Below are 24307 nucleotides of genomic sequence, written 5' to 3' on the forward strand. Positions count from 1 at the left end.
GTGACCTCCGAGTCATGATGGTTCAAACTACAGGCTTTCAAGCAGGGAGATGTAGGGCGATGCAAGGTCACCCCGACGTAATCGATTACCTCAACACGTTGCTGACGGGCGAACTGGCAGCTCGTGACCAATATTTCATCCACTCGCGTATGTACGAAGACTGGGGTTTTACCGAACTCTACGAGCGTATTAACCATGAAATGGAAGAAGAGGCACAGCACGCCGATGCATTGATGCGCCGGATTCTAATGCTCGAAGGCACGCCGCGTATGCGTCCCGACGATCTGGATGTGGGCACCAGCGTACCTGACATGCTTGCAGCTGATCTTCGTCTTGAATACAAGGTGCGTGCCGCACTCTGCAAGGGCATCGAGCTCTGCGAGCAGCACAGCGACTTCGTCACGCGGGAGATTCTGCGGGTGCAGTTGAACGACACCGAAGAAGATCACACCTATTGGCTGGAAAAGCAGTTGGGCCTGATCAAACTGATTGGCCTGGAAAACTACCTGCAATCGCAATTCTGATTTCCGCTTACAAAAAGTCCCTGTCACCGCAACGTGACAGGGGCTTTTTCTTGGGCCTGAATCACTCAGGCCCGATCGCGTTCCAACAACGGTTTCAAGTAGTAACCGGTGTGGGACTGCGCCATCTCGCTGACCTGCTCCGGCGTACCTACCGCAATGATCTGGCCACCCTTGGAACCGCCTTCCGGCCCCAGATCCACCAGCCAATCCGCGGTCTTGATCACATCAAGGTTGTGCTCGATCACTACCACCGTATTGCCGTGGTCGCGCAACCGGTGCAACACGTCCAACAGTTGCTGGATATCCGCAAAATGCAGCCCCGTGGTCGGTTCGTCGAGGATATACAGAGTCTTGCCGGTATCGCGTTTGGACAGCTCGCGAGACAGCTTGACCCGTTGCGCCTCGCCACCAGACAGCGTGGTCGCCGATTGCCCCAGCTTGATATACGACAGGCCCACATCCATCAACGTTTGCAGCTTGCGCGCCAACGCTGGGACCGCGTCGAAAAACATACGAGCTTCCTCGATAGTCATCTCCAGGGTTTCGTGGATGCTCTTGCCTTTGTATTTGATCTCCAGGGTTTCACGGTTATAGCGTTTGCTCTTGCACACATCGCACGGCACGTAGATGTCCGGCAAAAAGTGCATCTCTACCTTGATCAAGCCATCGCCCTGGCATGCTTCGCATCGCCCGCCCTTGACGTTGAACGAGAACCGACCAGGCCCGTAACCGCGCGAGCGGGACTCCGGTACTCCGGCAAACAGCTCGCGAATCGGCGTAAACAGCCCGGTATAGGTTGCCGGGTTGGAGCGCGGTGTACGGCCGATCGGGCTCTGGTCGATGTCGACCACCTTGTCCAGGTGCTCCAGGCCCTTGATGCTGTCATGCGCAGCGGCTTCCAGGGTAGTCGCGCCGTTCAGGGCAGTGGCGCTCAAAGGGAACAGCGTGTTATTGATCAGCGTCGATTTGCCTGAGCCGGAAACACCGGTCACGCATGTCAGCAGGCCCAACGGAATCTCCAGGTCGACATTGCGCAGGTTGTTACCGCGCGCGCCCTTGAGGTGCAACGCCATCTTTTTGTTACGCGGTGTACGTTTGGCCGGTACTTCGATCTTGACGCGGCCGGACAGGTACTTGCCGGTCAACGAGTCGGGATGCGCCATCACTTCGGCCGGGGTGCCCTCGGCAACGATATGCCCACCATGCACACCGGCGCCCGGGCCGATATCGACTACATAGTCCGCCAGGCGGATCGCGTCTTCATCGTGCTCGACCACGATCACGGTGTTGCCAATATCGCGCAGGTGTTTCAGCGTACCCAGCAGGCGATCATTATCCCGTTGGTGCAAGCCAATCGACGGCTCATCGAGGATATACAACACACCCACCAGGCCGGCACCGATCTGGCTGGCCAGACGAATGCGCTGCGCCTCACCGCCGGACAACGTGTCGGCGCTACGATCCAGCGACAGGTAGTCGAGGCCCACGTTAACCAGGAACTGTAACCGCTCGCGGATTTCCTTGAGGATCTTGTCGGCAATTTCCCCGCGGCGTCCGGTCAGCTTGAGTACGCCAAAGTACTCGCAGGCATCGCCGATGGGCAGGTTGGTCACCGCTGGCAGCGTTTTCTCGCCTACCCACACATGCCGCGCCTCACGACGCAGGCGAGTGCCTCGGCAATCCGGGCAGGGTTGGGTGCTGAGGAATTTTGCCAGCTCTTCGCGCACGCTGGCCGATTCGGTCTCGCGGTAGCGCCGTTCCAGGTTCGGCACGATGCCTTCAAACGGATGCGAGCGCTTAACAATGTCGCCGCGGTCGTTCAAATATTTGAAATCGACATTCTGCGAGCCACTGCCGTGGAGGATGACTTTCTGCTGGTCCGCCGGCAGTTGATTGAAGGGCATTTCCAGGCTGAACTTATAGTGCGACGCCAGCGACCCCAGCATCTGGAAGTAATAGACGTTGCGCCTGTCCCATCCGCGTATCGCACCCTCCGCCAAGGTGAGTTCACCGTTAACCAGGCGCTTGATGTCAAAGAACTGCTTCACACCCAGGCCATCACACGTCGGGCAGGCGCCGGCCGGGTTGTTGAAGGAAAACAGCTTGGGTTCCAGTTCGCTGATGGCATGGCCACAGATCGGGCAGGCGAAGCGCGCGGAGAAGATGATCTCTTCGCCCGGCTCGTCATCCATCGGTGCTACCAGGGCGATGCCGTCCGCCAGCTTCAGCGCTGTCTCGAACGACTCCGCCAGGCGCTGCTGCAGGTCGGCACGTACTTTGAAACGGTCGACCACCACATCAATGGAATGCTTCTTCTGCTTGTCGAGCTTGGGCGCTTCGTCCAGTTCATAGAGCTTGCCGTTGATGCGCGCGCGCACAAAACCCTGGGCGCGCAGCTCTTCGAAGACGGAAAGGTGTTCGCCCTTGCGCTCGCGAATCACCGGGGCCAGCAGCATCAGCTTGGCGCCTTCCGGCTGGGCCAGCACCAGGTCGACCATCTGGCTGACGGTCTGGGCTTCCAGGGGAATGTCGTGGTCCGGGCAGCGCGGAATACCGACTCGCGCATAGAGCAGGCGCAAGTAGTCGTAGATTTCGGTGATGGTGCCCACGGTGGAGCGCGGGTTATGGGAGGTCGACTTCTGTTCGATGGAAATCGCCGGCGACAGGCCCTCGATGGTGTCGACGTCGGGTTTTTCCATCATCGACAGGAACTGGCGGGCATAGGCCGACAGTGACTCCACATAGCGACGCTGGCCTTCGGCATACAGCGTATCGAACGCCAGGGACGATTTGCCGGAGCCGGACAGGCCGGTGATGACGATCAGTTTGTCCCGGGGCAGGGTCAGGTCGATGTTCTTCAGGTTGTGGGTTCTAGCCCCACGAATCAGGATCTTGTCCAAGATGGCCTCGCACGGCGGGCGTAAATAATGCGGGAGTATACGACGGAAGACTGGATGAATATACACTGTCAAAGTGCCGGGTGCAGCCTTACATGAAAGCTGCGCGGCAAAGCGCCGCATATACCCTCTCAATCGATGGGACTGGTAGAATCGCCGCCGGTTCACACGAGGTTTTTCCATGCACGATCCCCACAGCGAACGCATGAGTAGCGGCGAGACCCGAGCAGCAAGCGGTCTGGCCCTGGTGTTCGCCTTCCGTATGCTGGGCATGTTTATGGTGTTGCCGGTACTGGCGACCTATGGCATGGACCTCGCCGGTGCGACCCCGGCACTGATCGGCCTGGCCATTGGCGCCTATGGCCTGACCCAGGCGATTTTTCAGATTCCGTTCGGGATCATCTCCGACCGCATTGGCCGCCGCCCGGTGATTTACCTGGGGCTGATCGTCTTCGCCCTCGGCAGTGTGCTGGCGGCCCAGGCCGATTCGATCTGGGGCGTGATCGCCGGACGTATCCTGCAAGGCGCCGGCGCGATTTCCGCTGCGGTGATGGCACTGCTGTCGGACCTGACCCGCGAACAGCACCGTACCAAGGCCATGGCCATGATCGGCATGACCATAGGCCTGTCGTTTGCCGTGGCCATGGTGGTTGGCCCGTTGCTGACGCGTGCGTTCGGCTTGCACGGTTTGTTTCTCGCTACCGGCGGCATGGCGCTGATCGGTATCCTCATCGTGGCCTTCATGGTGCCGCGCTCCACCGGCACGTTGCAGCACCGCGAGTCCGGGGTTGCGCGCAAGGCGTTGTTACCGACGCTCAAGCACCCGGACCTGCTGCGCCTGGATTTAGGTATCTTCGTATTGCACGCCATGCTGATGTGCAGCTTCGTCGCCTTGCCCCTGGCACTGGTGCAAAAAGCCGGCCTGCCCAAGGAGCAGCACTGGTGGGTCTACCTCACCGCGCTGTTGATTTCGTTCTTCGCCATGATCCCGTTCATCATCTATGGCGAGAAAAAACGCAAAATGAAACGAGTTTTGCTGGGCGCCGTCGCGACATTGATGCTCACTGAACTATTCTTCTGGCAGTTCGGCGACAGCCTGCGGGCGCTGGTGATCGGCACGGTGGTGTTCTTCACCGCGTTCAACCTCCTGGAGGCTTCGCTGCCTTCGCTGATCAGTAAAGTTTCACCGGCCGGCGGCAAGGGCACGGCGATGGGGGTGTATTCCACCAGCCAGTTCCTGGGCTCCGCGCTCGGCGGCATTATGGGCGGCTGGATGTTCCAGCATGGCGGTTTGTCGGTTGTGTTCCTGGGATGCGCAGGTCTGGCTGCCCTCTGGTTGGCCTTTGCTGTTACCATGCGCGAACCTCCGTATGTGACGAGCCTACGCCTGCCGTTATCGCCTGAAGCGATTCGCGAAGCTGGCTTGGCCGAGCGCCTGAAGGCCGTCGTTGGAGTAACGGACGCAGTAGTGGTCGCAGAAGAAGCTGCGATCTACATCAAATTGGACACCGAATTATTGGACCGCGCGACGCTCGAGCAACTGGTCAACCCAGTGCCGACAGCGCGCCCAGCCTAGGAGAACGTTATGGCCCGTGGGGTTAACAAAGTCATATTGGTAGGTACGTGCGGCCAGGATCCCGAAGTTCGCTACTTGCCTAACGGTAACGCCGTGACCAACCTGAGTCTGGCGACCAGTGAACAGTGGACCGACAAGCAGACCGGTCAGAAGGTCGAAAAGACCGAATGGCACCGTGTGTCGATGTTCGGCAAGGTCGCGGAAATCGCCGGCGAATACCTGCGCAAAGGTTCGCAGGTCTACATCGAAGGCAAACTGCAAACCCGCGAGTGGGAAAAGGACGGCATCAAGCGTTACACCACCGAAATCGTGGTCGACATGCAAGGCACCATGCAACTGTTGGGCGGTCGTCCACAGGGCGACCAACAGGGCCAGGGTGGCATGTCCAACTCGGCTCCGCGCCCACAGCAGTCGCGTCCACAGCCAAGCCAGCAGCCGCAGCGTGAGTCGCGTCCAGCGCCACAGCAGGCCGCTGCGCAACCGGCTCCTGACTTTGACAGCTTTGATGACGATATCCCCTTCTAAAACGGATAGTCGCAACGGTTGTCAATAACAAATAAAGCCCCTGTGTATTCACCAGGGGCTTTATTTTTGCCCGCGGAATACTGCGCAGGTCTGCACCCCTGCGCGGTCAGGCACGTCAGGGATAGCAGAATGGAACAGGAGTTGAAACGTGAGTACTGATACGTCCGCATCGGATGCGTTGGCCCAGGCCCTCAAAGCCTGCCGAGAGCAAACTCAGGATGCCGAGCAGCGCATCCAGGAAGCCCTCGAGAGGGTTCGCCAGTTGGAAGCGAACCAGGCGGCTCAAATAAGCCATCTGAAGTACGAACTGAGCAAAGAGATTCTAGAGCAGGCCAATGCGCCCATTACCCGGGCGACCCAGGCGCTGACCTTCATCATCTCGGTGGTTGTGGTCGGCGGGTCTGCGCTGACCTATTTCATCAGCAGCAATTTGCAGACGACATTTGAATCCCAGATGAAGCAGCGTGTGGAGTCGTGGCTTTCACTTGAGAACGAATCCTCAGTCGCCAGCAAGACGCTGGATACCTACCGCACCCGAGCATTGCTTGACTCCTACATGATCCAGTTGGCTCGCCGCAAGGCGCGCGGGGAGTCCATGGTTAACCTGGATTTCAGAAAGGGCGACGAAAACCGCCTGCTGTCGATTATCGAGTCGAAAGACTCGGACAGCTCGGATTTTCTCGATGCGCTCAAACTGCTCTCGGTGGCCCGTGGCGGCTGGGCCTTCGGCGCGCGTAACGACTCAATCAGCGTGCGGTTGAGAGCGCTCTTCCAGGATGTTGATTTCGACAACAACCGCAAGCTCTACATCCTCGAAATCATGGACCGCGATGAGGGATTGATGCCCGTGGCGGTCAGTATTCTCAAGCGTGCCGACTCCCCGAAGCCGTTTCGCTTCCAGGCCTTCAAGATGTTGCAGAACGAGCGTCTTGATTCCGAGGGCGGCGCGTTGGCGCACCAATACGCCCTTGAGCGGTTGGACGCCACTCAGGATCCCGACAGCACCGTTGAAGTTGCGCAATATCTGGCAAAGATCGATCCCTTCAACCCCGCACTCACCACGTTTGTGCAGCAGTTGCAAAAGCAGCCCCGAGCAACGCGGATTATCTTGCACACCTCGCTTGCCGCCGGATGGATCAGCTTGCTGCCACACCCGTCGTTTCAGTCAGTGGCTGACCTTGACCCAGCGAATCCTCCGGCGGATCGAGCGAAGCTACGACGGATGATTGCCGAGAGTCTCTCTCTGGCCATGGCCGATGGGCTGGGCTTGGGCGTGATTGACAATATTGCCGGGAAACCGGGGCTATCGATGCAGTTCACTCACACCTCCGGCACCATTAATCACGTTGATTTCCCCCTTGATCGGCTGTTCGAAGATTCGCAGCTGCTAAGCGCGTTGTTCGCGCTTGAACAACCGAAAAACCTGGTCGCATTCGCGCGGTTTTTCAATACGGTTCATCAGGATGAGGTGGTTACCAGCCTGCGCTTGGAGGTACCTGCCGAGGCATTTGAGCCGGCGCAGCGACAACACCTGGGCGAGCAGGTCGAGGCCCAACTGAAAGTGTCGCCGCAGGGCTCCGCCTATTACCGGTGGACGGACAAGAACGGCGACGTTCATCAGGAACCACTGCTCCGCTTCTTCCACCCCAACGGCATCAAGGTTATGTTTGAGCGCGACTACCTGATCTTCAAGGCGCCTTACGATACGTGGATGTTTTAGCGCTATGCGCGGCTCCAGTACGGTCCACTACCACCACGGGTTAGAAGGAAAGCGGCAATGACCTGGTCTGCCAAGCAATACACGCTGTTTGAACAACAGCGCACCCGCCCCGTCCGGGATTTGGTTGCCGCCATTCCTGATACCAATGTGCGCACCGCTGTCGACCTGGGCTGCGGGCCCGGCAACTCCACCGAAGTCTTGGCCGAGCGTTTCCCTCAAGCGCGCGTCACCGGCCTGGACAGTTCCGATGACATGCTGGCCGACGCGCGCAAAAGGCTGCCCGCGCTGACTTTCGAACTGGCGGACATTGGTGCGTGGAGCCCCGCGCAACCATTCGACGTGATCCTGGCCAATGCCTCCCTGCAATGGCTGCCGGATCACGCCAAGCTGTACCCGCACCTGGTCAGGCAACTGAACCCCGGCGGCACGCTGGCGGTGCAAACCCCGGACAACCTCGACGAGCCGGCGCACCGCCTGGCTCGGCAAGTCGCGGCGGATGGCCCGTGGGCTGCCAAGGTTGGCACGATCAAACACAACGAGCGACACACCGCGAGCTACTACTACGAACTGCTGAGCCGGCATTGCAGCACTGTCGATGTATGGTGCACCACCTACCAGCATCCCCTGGCCGATCATGCCGCTGTGGTGGAGTGGTTCAAGGGCTCGGCGTTGCGCCCCTATCTCGCACCGCTCACGCAGAGCGAAAAAGTCGCGTTCCTGCAGGATTATCAAGCGCGGATTACCCAGGCTTATCCCGCCCTGACCGATGGCACGGTATTGCTGCCATTCCCGCGCCTGTTCGTCATCGCCACCTGCTAAAACCAGTGGTGGTCATGCCGTTGCGCGGGCCTGCACATACTCGTCCGCCGACACCACATTCGCATACCCAAACGCCAGCGCCGCCATATACGCGGCATGCACCTGCGCCGCCGGAATCACCTGCCCGTTGAACTCCAGGTCCAGGGTGGCGCAGGCGTCGTGGATCACCGTGACGGTGTAACCCAGGTCGGCCGCTGCCCGCACCACGGCATCGACGCACATATGGCTCATGCTGCCCACCACCACCAGTTCGGTGATGCTGCGTTTTTCCAGCAGGGTGCGCAGGTTGGTTTCGCGAAATGCATTCACGAAATGTTTAAGCACCACCGGCTCGTTGCCTTCGTTCAGCACTTTTGGATGCAGGTGCGCACCCTTGGACTCGGGTGTGAAGAACGGCGCGTCCTCGGAGGTGAACTCATGACGCACATGAATCACCGCATCCCCGGCCTCGCGGAAAGCCTGCAGCACCTGGGCGGCCTTGTCCGCAGCCGTTTCCACGCCGTCAAGCGGCCACTTGCCTTGGGGGAAGTAGTCGTTCTGGATATCGATTAGGATGAGCGCTTGCTTGGCCATGGGTAATTGCCTCTTGATGGGTTGATGGGCTCAGTATCTTAGCTGGCGCCGGCGCCGGGCATTGGCTGCACCGACAATAACAGGGGGAAAACTGACAATGGCTGTTGTTGAGTTGGGTGTGTTGATTTACCAAGGTGCGCAGTTGGCCGCCGTGCATGGCTTGACCGACCTGTTTGGGGTGGCCAACCGGATTGGCGCCGAGCACCAGTCGGCGCAATTGCCGCTGCTACGCGTCAGCCATTGGCAAGTGCAGGCCGATGGCCTACCGGCAAAAGTATTCGACACTCACCCAGGCCCCGAGCAGCCGCTGATGGCCGTGCTGGTACCGCCTTCGATCGGCGAGTTCACCGAGGCACAGGCGCCGGCGGCGCTGCTGGCATGGATCCGCCAACAACATGCGGCCGGCACCGTCCTTGGCGGCGTGTGCATCGGCTCAATCATGCTGGCGCGCAGCGGTTTATTGGATGGGCGCAGCGCCACCACTCATTGGTCATCCGCCGAATCCTTCGCCGCACGTTACCCCGCAGTGCGCCTGGAAGCGGACAAACCCATCGTCGATGACGGCGACTTGATCACCACGGCCGGGTTGATGGCCTGGTCCGAGCTGGGCTTGCGCCTGGTCGATCGGCTGATGGGGCCAAGCATCGCCGCCGACACGGCGCGCTTTCTGGTGATCGAACACAGCGACAGCGCCAGCCAGTGCGGCAGTAATTTTGCGCCGATCCTCGGCCATGGCGACGCGGCCATTCTCAAGGTTCAGCACTGGTTGCAGGCCAGCGGCGCGGTGGATGTGTCTGTCGCGGCCATGGCGCAGGAAGCGGGCCTGGAAGAACGTACCTTCCTGCGGCGTTTTCGCGGCGCCACCGGTCTGAAGCCCACCGAATACTGCCAGCACCTGCGTGTGGGCAAGGCGCGTCAGATGCTGGAGTTCACCAACGGCACCATCGACCATATCGCCTGGACCGTGGGCTACCAGGACCCCAGCGCCTTCCGCGCCACATTCAAAAAAATCACCGGCCTGGCGCCCAGTGATTACCGCAGCCGCTTTGGCGTGTAAGTCGTGCAGAACGCCGCGCCCTCGCATCGCCGTCGTGCAGAATAAAACAGGCCATCTGCCATCTTTTTTCCACAACGGATGAAATTCCGGACCCTACGCGTCAATCAGCCTTGGCCTGATCCCTGCAACCCCTTGTTGTACACACACGGTGGGATAGCCAAGGGGGAAGCATGACCCCAAATCAACGTAAAAAACTGGTGGTTGCTCACTCCTCGCGAGCGGGCGCGCCACAGCATGAAGTCGACACCAACCGCGCCTTGGCCCGTTGGCTGGCGCAGGTCCTGGGGCTTGAATTCGGTGGTAGCTACGACCGGCAAAAACACGCAGGCCGCGAACTTTACCTGCTGCCCACCCAAACGTTGGTGGGGCCGGAGCAGGCGCTCGCCCTGAATATCAGAGGCCCGCAAGACTTGTGGGGCGGGTATGTCGAGCACGATTTCATCTGCACCAAAGCCATCAGCCATGGCCTGTTAGGTCCCGAAGCCAAGGCGCCCGAAGGCTGGTCGGCGTTGTTCTGTGAGCGTGTACGCGATGTGGTGCTCGACGGCCTCAGCGTATTTGCCCTGGACGATGCACGGCCCGCCGCCACGCGCTTGCTCTACAGCGGGCCCATTCGGCTGAAACCGGTGCATGCGTGTGCTGGGCGCGGTCAGGAAGTTATCCACAGCCTCGACGAATTCGATGCGCTGCTGGCGCGGCCCGATGCGGCGCAACTGTTCAACCAAGGCGTGGTGCTGGAACAAGACCTGCACGATGTGGTCACCCATAGTGTGGGCCACAGTTGTATCGGCGAGCGTGTGTTCAGCTATTGCGGGGAGCAATACCTCACCGAGGACGGGCAGGGCGAGAAGGTCTATGGCGGCTCCAACCTGCTGGTGGTGCCGGGTGATTACGCGGATTTGCTGAAGCTCGACCTGCCCGACGATGTGCGCCTGGCTATCGAGCAAGCCCAGGTCTTCGATGCCGCCGCGGATGAAGCCTACCCCGGCTTCTACGCCTCGCGGCGCAACTACGACATCGCCCAGGGCCTGGACAGTGATGGCCAGCGCCGCAGTGGCGTGCTTGAACAATCCTGGCGCATGGGCGGGGCCAGCAGCGCGGAAGTCGCGGCGCTGCAGAGCTTTGTCAATCAACCAGGTCTCAAGGCCATTCGTGTGTCCTCGGTAGAGACCTACGTGGAGCAGGCGCTGCCGGCGGACGCCATCGAGGTGTACCGCGGCCCGGCGCAAAACAGCGACTTTCTCCTTAAGTACGTAACGGTTAACTCTTATGACGGCTAGAAGCGAAAGCATTGCGATCGATATCGACGACGAACAGATGAGCGGGACGTTCCTGAGCCCCAAATCCAAAGTGCCGGGCGTGTTGTTCGTACACGGTTGGGGCGGTAGCCAGGAGCGCGACCTTGAGCGCGCCAAAGGCATCGCCGACCTCGGCTGTGTGTGCCTCACCTTCGACCTGCGCGGCCATGCCGGCACCGGTATTCCGCTATCGCGCGTCACCCGCGAAGACAACCTGCGCGACCTGTTGGCCGCCTACGACCGGCTGCTCTCGCACCCGGCCATCGACACGTCGGCGGTGGCCGTGGTGGGCACCAGTTATGGCGGTTACCTGGCCGCGATCCTGACATCGTTGCGCCCGGTACGCTGGTTGGCGCTGCGGGTGCCGGCGCTGTATCGCGACCAGGAATGGACCAAGCCCAAGCGTGACCTGGACAAGATGGACTTGATGGATTACCGCAGTACGCTGGTGCATGCGCAAACCAATCGCGCCTTGCAGGCGTGCTCGGCATTTACCGGGGATGTGCTGATCGTCGAATCGCAAACCGACGACCATGTGCCCCACGCCACCATCATGAGCTACCGCGCGGCGTGCCAGCAGACCCATTCCCTGACGCACCGCATCATCGACGGTGCCGACCATGCCTTGAGTGATCCGGTGTCGCAACAGGCTTACACGTCGATTCTGGTGGACTGGATCACCGAGATGGTAGTGGGGGAGCGCTTGAGCATCATCCAGTCCAGGTAATTCGTGTAGGTGGGCGTACCCGCGAAGGCGGTACGCCCGGCAACTCTTCCCTCACGTGGCGGTTTTCTTAACCCGCAACGCCTTCGCCTTGGCCTCCACCGCCAGGTACATCACCAGCGCAATCAGCAGCGGGCAAATAAAGTAGATCGCCCGATAAGCAATCAAGCCGGCCAACAAACTGCCCCGTGATGCTTCATGCTGCAACAAGCCGATGAACACCGCTTCCAGCACGCCGAGCCCGGCCGGGATATGCGTCAACACCCCGGCAATCGCGCTGATCAGCAACACGCCGAGTACCAGTGGATAGTCCAGCTTGGCGGGCAGCAGGGTAAAAATCACCGCGGCCATCAGCGACCAATTCAGCGCACCCAGGGCCAACTGCAAGCAGGCCATGCGCAGCGAGGGCAGATTGATCTCGATGCCGCGAATCGACCAGGCGCGTTTTTTTGCAAACCGGCACGCCGCCAGGTAACCCAGACTGGCCAGCACCAACAGCACGCCCACCCCCTGCAAGGCGCCGCTGCTCAGCTTCCAACCCGGCGGCATCGTCACCAGCCCGCTGCTGAACACCGCGCCGGCCAATGCCATGTAGCCAAACCAATTGGTGGCCAGGCTCAAGCCGAGGATCTTGGCGATATTGCCGGTGCTCACCCCCAGGCGCGAGTACAGCCGGTAGCGCATGGCGATGCCGCCGACCCACGCGCTCAGGTTGAGGTTGAACGCGTAGCTGATGATCCCCACCGGCAGGATCTGCTTCCAGCGCAAGGGCTGGCGGATGTAGGTGCGGCCGATCAGGTCGAAGCAGGCGTAGACGATAAAGCTGCATAAGGTCAGCGCGCTGGCGACCAACAACGTGCGCAGTTTGAAATCGCCCAAGGTCTGGACCACTTCGCTCCAGTCGATCCTGCGAGCGAGCAGGGTGAACAGCGCGATCAGCAGCAGGAAGAATGCGACGGTCAGGGGTTTCTTCCAGCGTTTGAAGCGTTCAGACGTCATGGGCCTGGCCCTCGTGTACAAAAGGTTTCAAGCGCGGTTTGTGCGCCGGCAGCCAGCCGGTCAGCGCCGGGAAGTGGCGCATCACATGGAACACCAGGAAACCCACGGTCAATCGCCACAGCCATAGGCGCGGCTTGCGCTTTTGCGGGATGGTCCGGCAGTGATTTTTCGCAAGGGCTTGCAGGCGTTCATACAACTGCTGGTTGAACGCACGGTCGCCAATCAACACGTTGGCTTCCAGGTTCAGCGCCAGGCTCAACGGGTCCAGGTTGCTGGAGCCCACGGTGCTCCAGGCGTCGTCCACCAGCGCCACTTTGCCGTGCAGCGGGCGCTGGCAGTATTCGTGGATCACCACGCCATCCTTGAGCAGGTAGTCGTAGAGCATGCGCGCCGCCAGCTTGGCCAGCAGCACGTCGGGCTGGCCCTGCATGATCAGTTGCACCTGCACGCCACGGCGTGCGGCATTACGGATCTCGCGCAGCAGGCGGTAGCCGGGAAAGAAATACGCATTGGCGATCACCGCCCGTGTTTGGGCTTTGCTCAGTGCCTGGATATAGGCCTCTTCGATATCGTCGCGGTGTTGCAGGTTGTCGCGGTAAATCAAACGTACCCAGCCATCGCCCTGCTCGGTCGACCAAGGCGCAGGCCGTTGCTGGCGGCGCCGCCAACCGCGTCGCGTGCGCACTTGGCGGCCGCTTTGCGCCAGGGCGAAGTGATGCAGGTCGGCCACTGCCGGGCCAACCACTTGCACGGCGTAATCCTGTTTGGCTTCGGCGCCGAAATCGGCCAGGTGATCGGCCGAAAAATTGATCCCGCCGATAAACCCCACGCTGGCATCCACCACCACGATCTTGCGATGCAGGCGGCGAAACCAGTTGGTGCGGATGCCGAGGGTTTTGGCGGCGGGATCAAACATTTGCACCATCACCCCGGCGTCGGCCAATTCGCTCAGGAACGCCGGGCTCAGTTCGCCACAGCCAAAACCGTCAAGGCTCACCACCACCTTCACGCCACGCTGCGCCGCCGCGATCAGGATGCGTTGCAGCGCGTACCCAACCTTGTCTTCGAAGAGGATGAACGTCTCCAGCAGGATCTCGCGCTGGGCTTGGCGCATGGCCTCGAACACCCGTGGAAAGTAGGCCTCGCCGTTCTCCAGCAACTGGATCTGGTTGCCGCTTTGCCAGCCGTAGTCCAGGTCGCGGGCCTTGGTTTCATCCGGCGGTTGGTCGGTGGGAATGTGCTCTACCGCGACGTTCATAGTTCGACCTCCACCGAGAGCGGCACATGGTCCGACAGATGGGACCAGGGCCGTGTGTTCAGCACTTTCGGGTGATGGGCCTTTAAGTTGCGCACGTAAATGCGGTCCAGCGCGAGCAACGGCAGGCGCGCGGGAAAGGTGCGCGCCGGCTTGCCCAAGGCTTCGACGAACACTTCCTTGAGGCCGCTCTGGCTCAGGTCGGCGCGCTGGCGCCAATCGTTGAAATCCCCGGCCACCACCAACGGCGCATCGGCGGGAATCTCACTGATACGCTGCTCCAGCAGGCGCAGTTGCTGCTGGCGATGGACCTCGCGCAAGCCCAGGTGCATACAGATCGCGTGGACTTCTTGCCCGGTACCCGGCAGGCGCAGCACGCAATGCAGCAGGCCACGGTTTTCGTGCCCGCTTTGGGATATGTCCAGGTTGTCGTGGCGCACGATCTGGAATTTCGACAGCAGTGCATTGCCATGATCGCCATGGGGGTAAACCGCGTTGCGCCCGTAGGCAAACTGCGGCCAGATGCTGTCGGCGAGGAACTCATATTGCGGCATGCTCGGCCAGTCGCTGTAGCGCTGTGGATGGCGTTCGTGAGTGCCGTGGATCTCCTGCAAAAACACCATGTCGGCGCCTACGCTGCGCACCGCCTCGCGCAACTCGGGCAGGATGAAACGCCGGTTCAGGGCGGTGAAGCCCTTGTGAATATTCACCGTCAGCACCGTAAAACGTCGGATGGCGGCGGAGGGCGGGGTGGGGATCAGTTCCGGGTGGGTCATGGCAATACCCCCGGTTGCGGCAGTTGGCCGGGCTCGGTGGCGAGGTGTTTATCCAACCCGAAACGGTGGAGCAATTGGCGCGCGTCGAAGGGCGCCCGCACCTTGATGTCATTGTCGAAAAAACAGAACACATCACGCTGCTTACGCGCATGGGGCGTGTGATGCGGGTCGATCAGGTGAGCGTCCGGCGGTTGTTTGCCGTGGCGCCAGCACTCGATGCGGTCACCCCAGCGCTTGAGCGCCTCGCTCGTATAACCGCTGGCGTACAACTGCTTATCGCCGTGCAGGCGCAGGTACACGAAATCGGCGGTGACGTCTTCCAGATACGGCCACTTGCCGGCGGTGTCCGCCACCACCAAGGCTACGCCGTGCTGCTCAAGCAATTGCACAAAGGCCGGTTCGGCAAAACTTTTATGCCGTATCTCCACCGCATGGCGCAGCACGCGTTTGCCGTGGGCTTGCAGGCTCGCCTTGCCGTTCAGGCGCGGCTCATGCTGGCGGGCGAGGGCGGCGGCCTGTTGGGTGTCGGTGGGTAATTGCTTTAAAAAGCCTTCGAACAACGCGGGATCAAATTTGAAACTGGGCGGGAATTGCCAAAGGATGGCGCCCAGCTTTTCTTTGAGTTCAAGCACGCCGGAGGCAAAGAAATTGGCCATGGCCGCGTGTGCGTCCTTCAAGCGCAGGGTGTGCGTGATGTAGCGCGGCGCCTTGACGCTGAACATGAACGCTTCAGGCGTGTCGGCATACCACTCGGCGTAACGCTGGGGTGTTTGCAAGGCATAGAAGGAGCCGTTGATTTCGATACTGTTGACGGCACGCGAGGCAAACTGCAATTCGCGTTTCTGAGTCAGCCCCTGGGGGTAGAAGCCCCCGCGCCAGGGCGTGTAGCGCCAGCCGGAAATGCCGATATGAATCGCCGCCATGGTTGCTCCCGTAGAGATAGGGTCGTTGTGGGATGACTGCGCTATTTGGCTGAAAGTTTCGCTGTTCCTACAGACGGCACATTCCCGGGAACGATCAGAGCGCAAATCCGTCAGTTCCTTACGGACCCGTCTGAAGGAGCTCGGAGTTTTGCTGAACTTAAAAACTGCCTTACTGCTCGGCGTGCTGCTGTGTTGCGGCAACGGCGCGTTGCACGCCGCGGCGACCGCGCCGGAACCGGAGGCGCCGGCCAAGCCGGAGTTGCTGGTGGAGGGCGGGCTGCTTGGCGCCATCAGTTCCAGCATTGATGACGTACAGCAGAAGCTGGATCTCAATCAGAACGTCATTGACGAATGGCGCCTGCGTGCCGACCGGGCCGCGAACGAAGTCGGGCGCCTGGTCGACCAGACGGCTGCGCGTTCGCCGTGGAGCGTGGCCGGCGATTTCCTCTTGTTGTCGGGTGTGTGGCTGGGCGCCTTTGCGCTGCTGACGCTGCTGGGGCGACTGCTCGTGCGGCGCCTGAGCCAGCGCGCATTCGTCGAACGGCGCGGGCGCCTGCTGGGCGTGCTTGGCTATGTGCTGCCCTATACGATCCCGGCCCTGATTTGCCTGCCGCTGACCCTGTATGTCAGTCATTTTTTAGCCACTTCGGTCGGCCGCGCACTGGCGCTGTGTTTTGCCTATGCGACCAGCAGCGGCATCTTTACCACCTCGATGCTGCTGTGCGTGATCGTGATGTTCACTGTCGGCCATAAGCGCCGGGCGGTGCGGATTATTCGCGGCTACTGCCCCAAACCGCTGTTCCTGATCGGCTTTCTCGCCGCCCTCAGTGACGCGCTGACCAGCCCGCAAATCGCCCGCCAACTTGGCGGCAATATCACCAGCAGCGTCGCGGTATTTACCGCGCTGTTCGCGACGCTGATTTTCGGCGTGCTGGTGGTGCGCCTGCGCAGGCCTGTCGCGCATTTGATCCGCAACCGGCCACTGGCCCAGCGCCTCAAACACCCGGCCTTGCAGCAATCGCTGCGGATCTTCTCCGGGCTGTGGTACTGGCCGATTTTATTGATGGTGCTGGTCTCGGCGATCAACCTGATCGGCGCCGGTGACGATAATCAAAAGGTCCTGCGCTGCGCACTGTTCACCACCATCCTGCTGATCGGCACGGTATTTCTCAGCACGGTGTTGCAGCACCTGTTCAAATCCCGCAGCCAGGTGGCGATCCAGCGCAGCAGTGCCTACAAAGAGCGCTTCCTCAGCTTGTTGCACGCGGTCTTGCGCATTGTCATGGCCGTGGCTTTTATCGAAATCCTCGGGCGCATCTGGGGCGTGTCATTGTTTGAGTTTGCCGAGCGCAACTCCATAGGTCGCGCCATCAGCAACTCCTTGAGCAGCATCGGGCTGATCCTGCTGGTGACCTGGCTGTTCTGGGTGGTGCTCGACACGGCCATCCAGGAAGCGCTGAAACCACCGGTGAATAAACGCGCCAGCCGCCAACCGAGCACACGGGTCAAAACCATCCTGCCGCTGCTGCGCAATGCGGTGAAGATCATCCTGGTGGTGATCTGCGCGATCACCACCATGGCCAATCTGGGCATCAACGTCGCGCCGCTGCTGGCGGGCGCCGGCGTGGTCGGGCTGGCCATTGGTTTTGGCTCCCAGCAACTGGTGCAGGATGTGATCACCGGGCTGTTCATCATCATCGAAGACACGTTGTCCATCGGCGATTGGGTGGTGCTCGACTCCGGCCACGCCGGCACGGTCGAAGGCCTGACCATCCGCACCCTGCGCCTGCGCGACGGCAAGGGCTTTGTCCACTCGGTTCCGTTTGGGCAGATCAAGGCGGTCACCAACCAGTCGCGGCAATTTGCTTATGCGTTCTTCTCGGTGCAGTTCACCTACGACACCGATGTGGACAAAGCCGTGGAGCTGATTCGCGAGGCCGGGCAGTCGATCCGCGACGATGTGTTCCTCAAGTACAACCTGCAAGGCCCGCTGGAAGTGTTTGGCGTCGACAGGATGGACCTCAACGGCGTCGTGCTCACGGCGCAGTTTCGTACCGTCTCGGGCGGGCAATATGCGGTGAGCCGGGCGTTTAACCAGCGCTTGAAAAAGCTTGTGGATAACTGCGCCGAGGTGCACTTCGCACAAACTTATCCACAGCAGGTTTTGTTGCCCCGGCGGATGGCGCAGGTGGATGAGGATAGGCCCGCCTCGGCGGCGCTGACCGAGCAGCCCGGGCAACAAGAATGAGGTTGGCTGCTCTGGCTTGCTCGCAATGACGGCCAACACGTTGCCAGTGCGTACTTTATCCGTGACGGTTGCGCTACAAACCCGCAAAATGCAACGATTCTGGCAAATGCCAACGGCAAGGCTCACGGGCCTGCCGACCATAACCATCGTTCCCAACAGACCGGGCCTGCTCAATCTATGCGAATGCGCCTTATGTTACTGGGCGGCGGGAATGCCCTCGGGCAGGCGCTGATTCGCCTCGGTGCGGAGGAAGACATCGGTTTCCTCGCCCCTAAACCGCCCCAAGACGGCTGGGATGCCGCGAGCCTCACCCAATTGCTCGACGACACCCGTCCCGATGCCTTGATCAACCTCGCCTACTATTTCGACTGGTTCCAGGCCGAAGCGGTCAGCGAAACCCGTTTGGCCGCCCAGGAGTTCGCCATCGAACGCCTGGCCGAACTCTGTCAGCACCACACCATCACCTTGGTGCAACCGTCCAGTTACCGCGTGTTCGATGGCTCCCGCGCCACCGCCTACAGCGAGAAGGACGAGCCGGTGCCCCTGGGCCTGCGCGGCCAGGCGTTGTGGCGTATCGAACAGAGCGTGCGTGCCACGTGCCCGCAGCATGTGCTGCTGCGCTTTGGCTGGTTGCTGGACGACAGTGTCGACGGCACCTTGGGTCGCTTTCTGGCCCAGGCCGAACAACCGGATCAATTGCTGATGGCGGACGACCGTCGCGGCAACCCGACACCGGTGGACGATGCGGCGCGGGTGATCATCTCGGTGCTCAAGCAACTCGATTGCGCGGCGCCGCTATGGGGCACGTACCACTACGCCGGGCATGAGGCGACCACGCCGCTGGCGCTGGGCCAGGCGATACTCACCGAAGCGCGCAGCTACCACGCGCTGGCCATCGAAGCGCCTACCGCCCAGGCCCACGCGGCCCGGCCGGACGCGGCGGACGAACCGCAGCACGCGGTGCTGGCCTGCAAGAAAATCCTGCATACCTTTGGCATCAAGCCACGGGCATGGCGGGCGGGGCTGCCGGCGTTGCTGGACAGGTTCTACCGCCACAGCTGAGCCACCGCAAAGCAAAATGTGGGAGGGAGCAAGCCCCCTCCCACATGGGTTATGCGGTGCCGATTAGAACTTGTAGCCAATACCCACCATGTAAACCATCGGGTCTACGTCCACATTTACCTTGGCGCGAGTGCCCGGCGCGACCGCGTTGTTTTCCACGGTGGCCTTGGTGCTGATGTCGATGTAACGCGCCTGGGCGTTGATCATCCACTTGTCGTTGATCATGTAGTCAGCACCGATCTGCGCGGCCCAACCCCAAGAGTTTTCGGCTTTGAAATTGCTGAAGCCGGCTTCGGAGGCGCGGCTGCCGACGTGTTCGTCGTAGATCCAGGTGTAGTTGATACCGGCGCCGACGTAGGGTTGGAAGGCGGACTTGTTGTCCAGCGGGTAGTACACGACGCTCAGGGTTGGCGGCAGGTGCTTCAGGGTGCCGAGCTTGCCGTTGGCGGCGCCGAGGGCGGTGCCTTTGATCTTCACGTCATGCTCGAAGGGCGTGGCCGCCAGCAGTTCGATACCCACGTGGTTGGTCAGCATATAGGCGAAGTTCAAGCCCAGTTGCGTGTCGCTGCTCATGGTCGCCTTACCGCCCAGGTTGGCGCCGGCCAGTGGGCCCTGGTCAACTTTGACAGTGCTGCTGTCGGCCTTCGGGTTCACGGTGATTGCACCGGCGCGAATCAGAATGTCACCCGCTTCGTGAGCGTGGGCAACGGGGGCGACGAGGGCGAGCGCGAAGAGGGACGCGCCGAGCAGAGACTTGTTCATGGGAGCTCCAAAGGACGTTTAAAAGTTGTACGTCCAATGGTAAAGATCGTTCCGTTCTGTCCGTTGACTCAGCTCAATGAAAGGGCGATCAGCGTTATTCCGGCAGTTCGTACATGTAAATTTTCTCGGCATCCATCTGGTAGCCGGCGTCGGCCAGTTCGCTGGTGGACGGTTTGACCTGCATCGCGCCTTCAATCCAATACGGCTGGTACAGCTCGTCGAGCTTCACGCCGACTTCGCTTTTTACATGCACGATCTGGTTCGAAGGCGGCGGCGGCACGTGGATGCACGCGCCGAAATACGGCACCAGCAAGAACTCGGTGGTGCGGCCTTCTTCGCTGACTTCCAGCGGCACGATATAGCCCGGCAAGCGAATATGCTGACCATTGAGGCTTTGCACCACCGGCGCGTTGGGCAAATCCTGCTTGGCGGCCGGCGCGGCTTCCACCGACAAGGCATCGGCCATGTTCGACAGGTTGTGCAGCGGTTTCATATTGGGCACTTCCGGCGGGGCGTCCGGCGGGATCATCTCCTGCCAGGACAAATCCTTGGGCTGGTCCTGCGCCCACGCGGGCACGGCCACCAGCAACAACAGCGCAAACAGGGCACGACGCATCGAAACCTTCCTCATAAACGGATGGACAGGCCATCGGCCAAAGACTGGCGGTAGGCGCGCCACGCGGGCACGCTGCCCATCAACAGCGCAGCGCCCAGGATACCGGCGAGCAAGGTCCATTCATATTCGCTCGGCCACGCCATCGGCAGGTCCAGGCCATAGTTGGCCTGCAAATACCCGCGCGAGGCGGCGATGCATACATACAGCAGACCGCCGCCTGCGATCACGCCGGACAAGGCCAGGGCGAATGCTTCGAAGATCAGCAACGTAGCGATGTGCCAAGGCCGCGCGCCCACCGAACGCAAAATCGCCATTTCGCGGCGACGTTCGTTGAGGCTGGTGAGGATCGCCGTGAGCATGCCGATCAAACCGGTCAGCACCACGAACAGCGAGATCACGAACAGGGCTTTTTCGGCGGTGCCCATCATGCTCCACAGCTCTTGCAGCGCCACGCCCGGCAGGATCGCCAGCATCGGTTCACCGCGAAATTCGTTGATCTCCCGTTGCAGGGCGAAGGTGGAAATCTTGTTGTTCAGGCCGAGCATGAAGGCGGTGATGGCCTGCGGGGTCAGGTCCATGTTGCGCGCCTGGTCGGCGCTGATGCGGCCTTTGCCCTGGGCCGGCACGCCGTTGTGCCAGTCGATGTGGATGGCTTCCATGCCACCCAGGCTGATGTGCAACGTGCGGTCCACCGGCGTGCCGGTGCGCTTGAGAATGCCGACCACGGTGAACGGTTTGTCATCGTGCTTGACCAGGCTGACCACCGCCACACCGTGGGCCAGTACCAGTTTGTCGCCGAGTTTGTAGTGCAACGCGTCGGCGACTTCGGCGCCGAGTACCACCTCGAACGGGTCGGTGGCGAAGGCGCGGCCGCTGGCCAGTTCGAGGTGTTGTTTGCGCCCGTACTGGTAGTGCGCAAAGTAGGAATCGTTGGTGCCCATCACCCGGTAGCCGCGGTGAGAGTCGCCGAGGGAAATCGGGATCGCCCATTTCACCTGGGGGTTGGCGGCAAAATGCTCGAAGCTGTCCCAGCGGATATTGTTGGTGGCGTTGCCGATGCGAAACACCGAGTAAAGCAGCAGGTTCACCGAACCGGAACGCGCGCCGACGATCAGGTCGGTGCCGCTGATGGTGCTGGCGAAACTGTTGCGCGCCTCAACGCGTACGCGCTCCACCGCCAGTAACAGGCACACCGACAGGGCGATGGCGAAAGCGGTGAGGATCGCGGTAAAGCGGCGGTTAGCCAGGCTGGCCATGGCTAGACGAAACAAATACATCTCAAACCTCTGCGGGCGTGGCGGCGCGATTGAGTTCGGCCAGCGACAGGTTGCGGTCGAACAACGGCGCCAGGCTCTGGTCATGGCTGACAAACAACAGGCTCGCGCCGGCTTCGCGGCATTCGGCAAATAACAGTTGCAGGAAGGCTTCGCGGGCGTCGTAGTCCAGGGCCGAGGTGGGCTCGTCGGCAATCACCAGTTCCGGTTGGCCGATCAGCGCGCGGGCGGCGGCCACCCGTTGCTGCTGGCCGATGGACAGCGAGTCGGCGCGACGCTCCAGCAGCTCGTTGTCTTTCAACCCCAGGTGCGCAAGCAGGGCGGCGGCGGCCTGGGCCACGCTGCCGTGGCGCTGCCTGGCGCGTTGCGCGCGCAGCTTGGAAAAGTGACAAGGCAACTCGACGTTCTCGCGCACCGACAGAAACGGCAGCAGGTTGAACTGCTGGAAGATATAGCCGGTGTGGTCAACCCGGAAACGGTCGCGGGCGCCGGCCGACAGTGCGGTCAACTCCTGGTCGAGCAGGCGAATGCTGCCCCGGCTGGGTTTTTGCACCCCGCCGAGCAAACCCAGCAAGGTGGTCTTGCCACTCCCGCTGGGGCCTTTGAGAAATAGCGTTTCCCCGCGTTCCAGACGGAACGTGGGGATGTCCAGCAACTGTGGGTGACCGGGCCAGTTGAAGCCCAGGTCAGACAGTTCGATTAAGGCTTGAGTCATTGGGTATCTCAGAACTTCAGGGTGGCTGCCTGGGCCGTCGCATCAACACCCTGCTGGCCGCTTGGGCCGATCAGTTGTACCTGAATTTTCTGGGTGGCGGGGAAGGTCTTGAAGACCTGGCTCAGGTCCAGGTTGCTCAGCGCGGTCGGCGTGGCGCAGGTGAACTGGTAGTGGGCGTGGATTTCGCTGTGGTCGTGGTGATGCTCATGGGCGCCGTCCTTGGCGTCATGGTCATCATCATCGTCGTCGTGGTCGGCCTCGGGTTTGTCGCCGAACAGGGGGCTGTTCAGTTCCTGGCTGCTGACCACGCAACCGGCGGCCTCTGGCAGGTTGAACAGGGCCAGTGGGTTTTCAAGTTGTTTGCGCACGGCGGCGACCTTGGCTTTGTCCGCCGCGCTAGTGGCGAGGTGTTCGAAGCCCACCAGGTTCATTGCCGGGCTGTCCAGCTCCAGCTCCAGGGCCTGGCCGTCGAGTGCCGCGTTGAGGCGGCCCACGCCATGTTCGTGGGCACCGAGGCTGCCGTGCTCATGGTCGTGATCATGTTCGTCTGCGGCATGGGCAATGGCCAGTGGCAGCAGGGCAAACGGCAAAGCGAGCAACAGACGGCGCATGAGTACACTCCAGAAGATGAAAGTTTTGTTATGTGATCTTATAACAATATGCCCGAGAGTTTGACCGCCTGCTTGGCGTTGCGCAAGCCGCATGGGAGCATGCCCGTCAGAAAAATGCAGGAGTGAGGACGATGTTGCGAATTCGTGGAACCGTCGGCAACCTGCCGGTGGACTTGACCCTGGAGCTGGACGACGGCGATTGGGCACGGCTGGGCGCGCAGTTGCAGACGGCGCCCGCGGCCAACACGGCCACCGCGCCGGCGGCACCGGCTAAACACAACGATGAATTGTGGCAGAGCGCCCAAGACCTGTTGCGCAACGCCGGGCAGCTCAGCGGCCTGGAACTGCTCGACCGGCTCGAAGGCCTGGCCGGCGACGCCTCGGCGGGTAAGCGCCTGCTCGTGCGCCTGCGCCACAGTGCCAAGGTCAAAGTCGCCAGCGGCGGGGATACGCCGCTGTACAGCTGGGTCGGCGATTAGTACAGCGCAGCGAATAATTTGCGGCGGTATGCAGTGACCAGCGGGTGATCGTTGCCCAGCAACTCGAACACCTGCAGCAAGGTCTTGTGCGGCAGGCCTTCACTGTAGCTGCGGTTGCGGATAAACAATTTGAGCAGTCCTTCCAGCGCCGCGTCGTATTGCTGGCGGGCCAGTTGCTGGATGCTCAGTTGATAGGCGGCTTCATCGTCCTGCGGGTTTTGCGCCAGGCGGCTTTTCAGGTCGGCGGCGTCCGGCAGGTCGGCAGCCTGGCGCAGGAAGGTGATTTGCGCCTTGGCGCCGGCGAGGGCGGCTTTATGGTCATCGCTTTTCACCGCGTCGAGCACGGTCTGGGCTTCACCCAGCTCACCGCGTTCGGCCAGGCAGCGGGCGTACAGAATCAGCGCGGCGGCGTTGCTGTTGTCCTCGCCCAGCAGCGCGACCAGCACGGCTTCGGCATCGCTGATGCGGCCTTCGGCGAACAATGCCTGGGCCTGTTCCAACGGATCTGCCGCCGCGGGCGGTGGCATCTGCACATGCGGCGCGAGCAGCGCGCGCACCGCTGATTCGGGCTGCGCCCCGGCAAAACCGTCGACCGGCTGGCCATCCTTGAACAGCACCACGGTCGGCAGGCTTTGGATGCCAAACCGCGCGACGATATCCTGCTCGGCTTCGCAATCGACCTTGGCCAATAGCAACTCACCCTGATAACTCTCGGCAATCTGCGCCAGCATCGGCATCAACGCCTTGCACGGCGCGCACCACTCGGCCCAGAAATCCACCAATACGGGTTTTTCGAAAGAGTTCTGAATCACGGCCTGGTCGAAGTTGGCGCTGGTGACGTCGAAGATGTACGGCGTGGGCTCACTCATGGGGC

General features: G+C 61.3%; 23 protein-coding genes. 11 read left to right on the plus strand and 12 right to left on the minus strand.

Going from position 1 to position 24307, the window contains the following annotated elements; translation table 11 throughout:
* Positions 1–59: 59 nt before the first annotated feature.
* Complete coding sequence (gene bfr / locus AB4O23_RS07205) at positions 60–524, plus strand: bacterioferritin (RefSeq protein WP_017525959.1); 465 nt, start codon at positions 60–62, stop codon at positions 522–524.
* 65 nt (positions 525–589) lie between these two features.
* On the opposite strand, the gene uvrA is transcribed toward bfr, so the two are convergent.
* A complete protein-coding gene (uvrA, locus tag AB4O23_RS07210; RefSeq protein ID WP_065879151.1) occupies positions 590–3424 on the minus strand; it encodes an excinuclease ABC subunit UvrA in 2835 nt (944 codons plus the stop codon).
* Between the two features lie 178 nt (positions 3425–3602).
* Between uvrA and AB4O23_RS07215 the strand changes: the two genes are divergently transcribed.
* The 4 genes from AB4O23_RS07215 to tam all read left to right on the plus strand — a co-directional run bounded on the left by AB4O23_RS07215 (position 3603) and on the right by tam (position 8061).
* Positions 3603–4997 carry an MFS transporter gene (locus AB4O23_RS07215; protein ID WP_017525961.1) on the plus strand — a complete coding sequence of 465 codons (1395 nt, stop codon included), beginning with the start codon at positions 3603–3605 and terminating at the stop codon, positions 4995–4997.
* A gap of 9 nt (positions 4998–5006) precedes the next feature.
* Positions 5007–5522, plus strand: coding sequence for a single-stranded DNA-binding protein (locus tag AB4O23_RS07220; RefSeq protein WP_003176397.1), 516 nt, complete (start codon positions 5007–5009; stop codon positions 5520–5522).
* A gap of 148 nt (positions 5523–5670) precedes the next feature.
* Positions 5671–7242 carry a hypothetical protein gene (locus AB4O23_RS07225; RefSeq protein ID WP_116079176.1) on the plus strand — a complete coding sequence of 524 codons (1572 nt, stop codon included), beginning with the start codon at positions 5671–5673 and terminating at the stop codon, positions 7240–7242.
* Between the two features lie 57 nt (positions 7243–7299).
* On the plus strand, positions 7300–8061 hold the full coding sequence (tam, locus tag AB4O23_RS07230) for a trans-aconitate 2-methyltransferase (RefSeq protein ID WP_460138487.1): 762 nt from the start codon (positions 7300–7302) through the stop codon (positions 8059–8061).
* Positions 8062–8073: 12 nt separating this feature from the next.
* Here tam and AB4O23_RS07235 read toward each other — a convergent pair whose 3' ends face one another.
* Positions 8074–8634: a cysteine hydrolase family protein gene (locus AB4O23_RS07235; RefSeq protein ID WP_217855465.1), complete on the minus strand. Its 561-nt coding sequence runs from the start codon at positions 8632–8634 to the stop codon at positions 8074–8076.
* Positions 8635–8731: 97 nt separating this feature from the next.
* Between AB4O23_RS07235 and AB4O23_RS07240 the strand changes: the two genes are divergently transcribed.
* The 3 genes from AB4O23_RS07240 to AB4O23_RS07250 all read left to right on the plus strand — a co-directional run bounded on the left by AB4O23_RS07240 (position 8732) and on the right by AB4O23_RS07250 (position 11716).
* Complete coding sequence (locus tag AB4O23_RS07240; protein ID WP_026067109.1) at positions 8732–9691, plus strand: GlxA family transcriptional regulator; 960 nt, start codon at positions 8732–8734, stop codon at positions 9689–9691.
* A gap of 170 nt (positions 9692–9861) precedes the next feature.
* Positions 9862–10971, plus strand: a complete 1110-nt coding sequence (locus AB4O23_RS07245; RefSeq protein WP_217855463.1) for a DUF3182 family protein — start codon at positions 9862–9864, stop codon at positions 10969–10971.
* A complete protein-coding gene (locus tag AB4O23_RS07250; protein ID WP_460089373.1) occupies positions 10961–11716 on the plus strand; it encodes an alpha/beta hydrolase family protein in 756 nt (251 codons plus the stop codon). Before AB4O23_RS07245 ends, AB4O23_RS07250 begins: the two co-directional genes overlap by 11 nt.
* Before the next feature lie 51 nt (positions 11717–11767).
* Here the strand turns inward: AB4O23_RS07250 and AB4O23_RS07255 are convergent, their stop codons facing one another.
* The 4 genes from AB4O23_RS07255 to AB4O23_RS07270 are packed head-to-tail and all read right to left on the minus strand — an operon-like array spanning position 11768 to position 15666.
* Complete coding sequence (locus AB4O23_RS07255) at positions 11768–12712, minus strand: lysylphosphatidylglycerol synthase domain-containing protein (protein ID WP_068934167.1); 945 nt, start codon at positions 12710–12712, stop codon at positions 11768–11770.
* Complete coding sequence (gene clsB / locus AB4O23_RS07260) at positions 12702–13970, minus strand: cardiolipin synthase ClsB (protein WP_135196959.1); 1269 nt, start codon at positions 13968–13970, stop codon at positions 12702–12704. The genes AB4O23_RS07255 and clsB overlap by 11 nt, the downstream gene beginning before the upstream one ends.
* Complete coding sequence (locus AB4O23_RS07265) at positions 13967–14743, minus strand: endonuclease/exonuclease/phosphatase family protein (protein ID WP_017525971.1); 777 nt, start codon at positions 14741–14743, stop codon at positions 13967–13969. Before AB4O23_RS07265 ends, clsB begins: the two co-directional genes overlap by 4 nt.
* Positions 14740–15666, minus strand: coding sequence for a DUF72 domain-containing protein (locus AB4O23_RS07270; RefSeq protein ID WP_017525972.1), 927 nt, complete (start codon positions 15664–15666; stop codon positions 14740–14742). Before AB4O23_RS07270 ends, AB4O23_RS07265 begins: the two co-directional genes overlap by 4 nt.
* A 148-nt stretch (positions 15667–15814) precedes the next feature.
* On the opposite strand from AB4O23_RS07270, the gene AB4O23_RS07275 reads away from it, so the two are divergent.
* Both AB4O23_RS07275 and AB4O23_RS07280 read left to right on the plus strand, forming a co-directional pair.
* Positions 15815–17914, plus strand: a complete 2100-nt coding sequence (locus AB4O23_RS07275; protein ID WP_065879160.1) for a mechanosensitive ion channel family protein — start codon at positions 15815–15817, stop codon at positions 17912–17914.
* Positions 17915–18091: 177 nt separating this feature from the next.
* Positions 18092–18976 (plus strand): sugar nucleotide-binding protein, encoded by an 885-nt coding sequence (locus tag AB4O23_RS07280; RefSeq protein ID WP_017525974.1) that lies wholly within the window; start codon positions 18092–18094, stop codon positions 18974–18976.
* Between the two features lie 63 nt (positions 18977–19039).
* Here the strand turns inward: AB4O23_RS07280 and AB4O23_RS07285 are convergent, their stop codons facing one another.
* From AB4O23_RS07285 to AB4O23_RS07305, 5 genes are all read right to left on the minus strand, one after another.
* A complete protein-coding gene (locus tag AB4O23_RS07285; protein ID WP_017525975.1) occupies positions 19040–19738 on the minus strand; it encodes an OmpW/AlkL family protein in 699 nt (232 codons plus the stop codon).
* A gap of 94 nt (positions 19739–19832) precedes the next feature.
* Entirely contained in the window at positions 19833–20354 is a 522-nt protein-coding gene (locus AB4O23_RS07290) for a DUF3299 domain-containing protein (RefSeq protein ID WP_065879161.1), read from the minus strand.
* Positions 20355–20365: 11 nt separating this feature from the next.
* Positions 20366–21631 carry an ABC transporter permease gene (locus AB4O23_RS07295; RefSeq protein WP_068934171.1) on the minus strand — a complete coding sequence of 422 codons (1266 nt, stop codon included), beginning with the start codon at positions 21629–21631 and terminating at the stop codon, positions 20366–20368.
* 1 nt (position 21632) lies between these two features.
* Entirely contained in the window at positions 21633–22343 is a 711-nt protein-coding gene (locus tag AB4O23_RS07300; RefSeq protein WP_068934173.1) for an ABC transporter ATP-binding protein, read from the minus strand.
* An 8-nt stretch (positions 22344–22351) separates the two neighbouring features.
* Entirely contained in the window at positions 22352–22954 is a 603-nt protein-coding gene (locus tag AB4O23_RS07305) for a DUF2796 domain-containing protein (RefSeq protein ID WP_137220455.1), read from the minus strand.
* Between the two features lie 131 nt (positions 22955–23085).
* On the opposite strand from AB4O23_RS07305, the gene AB4O23_RS07310 reads away from it, so the two are divergent.
* The gene (locus AB4O23_RS07310; RefSeq protein ID WP_137220456.1) at positions 23086–23433 is read left to right on the plus strand and encodes a hypothetical protein; all 348 of its coding nucleotides are present in this window, start codon (positions 23086–23088) and stop codon (positions 23431–23433) included.
* On the opposite strand, the gene trxA is transcribed toward AB4O23_RS07310, so the two are convergent.
* On the minus strand, positions 23430–24302 hold the full coding sequence (gene trxA / locus AB4O23_RS07315) for a thioredoxin (RefSeq protein WP_017525981.1): 873 nt from the start codon (positions 24300–24302) through the stop codon (positions 23430–23432). The two genes, AB4O23_RS07310 and trxA, sit on opposite strands and share 4 nt — an antisense overlap.
* Positions 24303–24307 lie beyond the last annotated feature (5 nt).

It is taken from the genome of Pseudomonas sp. H2_A10, from assembly GCF_054680085.1.